The 2,296-nt window shown below is 64.3% G+C and carries 4 protein-coding genes; all 4 read right to left on the bottom strand.

Annotated features, from left to right (window positions below; genetic code table 11):
• Window positions 1–526, bottom strand: a 526-nt coding sequence (locus IVB27_RS09205; protein WP_247443039.1) for a branched-chain amino acid ABC transporter permease, incomplete at its 3' end; no start/stop codon positions are given.
• Window position 527: 1 nt separating this feature from the next.
• Window positions 528–1,406, bottom strand: coding sequence for a branched-chain amino acid ABC transporter permease (locus tag IVB27_RS09200; RefSeq protein ID WP_247343927.1), 879 nt, complete (start codon window positions 1,404–1,406; stop codon window positions 528–530).
• 12 nt (window positions 1,407–1,418) lie between these two features.
• On the bottom strand, window positions 1,419–2,132 hold the full coding sequence (locus tag IVB27_RS09195; RefSeq protein ID WP_007599709.1) for an ABC transporter ATP-binding protein: 714 nt from the start codon (window positions 2,130–2,132) through the stop codon (window positions 1,419–1,421).
• The coding region (locus IVB27_RS09190; protein WP_524536473.1) for an ABC transporter ATP-binding protein C-terminal domain-containing protein at window positions 2,129–2,296 on the bottom strand (168 nt) is incomplete at its 5' end. The genes IVB27_RS09195 and IVB27_RS09190, both read right to left, overlap by 4 nt.

The raw sequence follows: 2,296 nt of genomic DNA, 5'->3' as shown, positions 1-2,296 counted from the left end.
CCTGCGACATCGGCAGCCCGAACGGCGCGTCCGGCTTGGTGACGACGAGGCCCTGCACGCCGCCGGTCCAGTGCTCGAGGAAGTTCAGCTTCAGCAGCTGCGGCATCGCGGTGGCAAGCGCAAAGGTCGCGAGCGCGAGATAGACGCCCGACAGCCGCAGCGCCGGCTTGCCGAACAGGTAGCCGAATCCGAAGCAGACCGCGGCGGAAATCGGAATTGTCAGCGCATAGTTGACGTTGAAGTACTCCATCAGCACCGCCGACGTATAAGCGCCCACGGCGTAGAAGGCGCTCTGGCCGAGCGAGAACTGGCCGGAGCCGCCCGTCAGGATGTTCAAGGCCAGCACCGCCAGCCCGTAGATCAGGAGCATCGTCATCTGGAAGATGATGAAGTTCTTGACGAACACCGGCACGATCAACAGCACCGCCAGCACCAACAGGGAGGTGCCCGTGCCCAGCGTCATCGCCCGCTTCGGAACCGCATCGATCGCCGGGGCTTCCGTTACGACATCTTCTGCAGCGCTCATATCAAACTCGCTTGACGATGTGCCGGCCGAACAGGCCAGCGGGTTTGACGACCAGGACGGAGATGATCAGCGCGAGCGCGATCGGGAGCTTCAGCTCGTTGCCGACGCCGGGAATGTAGGTGCCGGCGAGGTTTTCGAAGACACCGACCAGGAAGCCGCCGACCACGGCGCCGAACGGGCTGGTCAGTCCGCCGAGCACCGCCGCGGCGAAGCCGTAGATCAGCACGCCGCCCATCATGTTGGGCTCGAGGAACACGACCGGTGCGATCAGCATGCCGGCGATTGCACCAATCGCGGAGGCCATGCCCCAGCCCAACGCGATCATCCAACTCGTGTTGATGCCGACCAGCCGGGCCGATTCAGGCACGGAGGCGGCCGCGCGCATGGCGAGGCCGATCTTGGTGTACTGGAAGAAGAAGTAGAGGCCGAGCAGCAGCAGCACGGTAACGCCGATCATGCCGGCCTGGTGGGTCGAGATCAGCTGGCTGCCGAGGAACGGCGAGGAACCGAACGGGGTCGGATACTGCTTGATGGTGAAGTCCCAGATCAGGCCAGCCGAGGAATTGATGATCGCGAACAGCGCGATGAAGCCGGCGACGTTGGTCAGCACCGGCGCCTTGGCGAGCGGCTTGAAAAGAATGCGCTCGATCGCGATGCCGCCGACGAAGGATAATGCCAGCGTGATCACGAAGGCGGCCCAATAGGGGATGCCCCACTGCATCAGCTGCCAGGAGATGAAGGTCGAGAACATCGCCATCTCGCCCTGCGCGAAGTTGAGATGGTCGATCGCCTGGTAGATCATGACCACGGCGAGCGCCATGCAGGCGTAAATCGCGCCCGTGGCGATCCCGGCCAGCACCTGGTTGGTGAAAAGCTCCATCGTGCCGGCTCCTCAGTAGCCCAGATAGGATTTGCGGATTTCTTCGTTGTTCGCGATGTCCTTGGCATTGCCCGACATCACGATGCGTCCGGTCTCGATCACATAGGCCTGGTCGGCGAGCTCGAGCGCGAGCTGGGCGTTCTGCTCCACCACCAGGATCGACACCTTGTCCTCGCGGTTGATCTTGCCGAGGATGCCGAACAGGTCGCGCACGACGAGCGGCGCCAGGCCGAATGACGGCTCGTCCAGCAGCATCAGCCGCGGCCGCAGCATCAGGGCGCGGGCGACCGCGAGCATCTGCTGCTCGCCGCCCGAAAGCGTGCCGGCCTGCTGGGTGTGCCGCTGCTTCAGCACCGGGAAATGCGCATACATCCGCTCGATGTCGGAGACGATGCCGGCGCTGTCCTTGCGGGTGATGGCGCCGAGCTGGAGATTCTCCTCCACCGTCATGGTGGTGAAGGTGCCGCGGCCCTGCGGCACATGGGCGATGCCGAACCGCACGATGCTCTCGGTGGAGCGGTTGTTCAGCGGCTTGCCGTCGAACTCGATGCCACCGGTGGAGCGCACCATGTTGCAGATCGCGCGCAAGGTCGTGGTCTTGCCGGCGCCGTTCGCCCCTAACAGCGTCGTCAGCGATCCCTCGCTGAGCGAGAAGGACAGGCCGTGAAGCGCCTGGACCTGGCCGTAATAGGCGCGCAGGTCCTTGACGTTGAGCAGCGTCGTCATTGGTCCTTGCTCCCGAGATAGGCCTTGATGACGTCGGGATCCGCCTGCACCTGGGCCGGCGTGCCTTCCGCGAGCTTCTTGCCGAAATTCAGCGCGACGACGTGGTCGGCGATCGACATCACGAGGCCCATGTGGTGCTCCACCAGCAGCACGGTCATGTGGCG

The organism is Bradyrhizobium sp. 197 (genome assembly GCF_023073375.1).
Lineage (GTDB): Bacteria > Pseudomonadota > Alphaproteobacteria > Rhizobiales > Xanthobacteraceae > Bradyrhizobium.
The sequence above is the reverse complement of the archived record's forward strand: the minus strand, read 5'-3'. Positions and strand labels throughout refer to the sequence as shown.

Bases quoted from the DNA above. Each gene is read 5' to 3' on its own strand.
- IVB27_RS09200 (WP_247343927.1), bottom strand. From the start codon at position 1,406: ATGGAGCTTTTCACCAACCAGGTGCTGGCCGGGATCGCCACGGGCGCG.
- IVB27_RS09195 (WP_007599709.1), bottom strand. From the start codon at position 2,132: ATGACGACGCTGCTCAACGTCAAGGACCTGCGCGCCTATTACGGCCAG.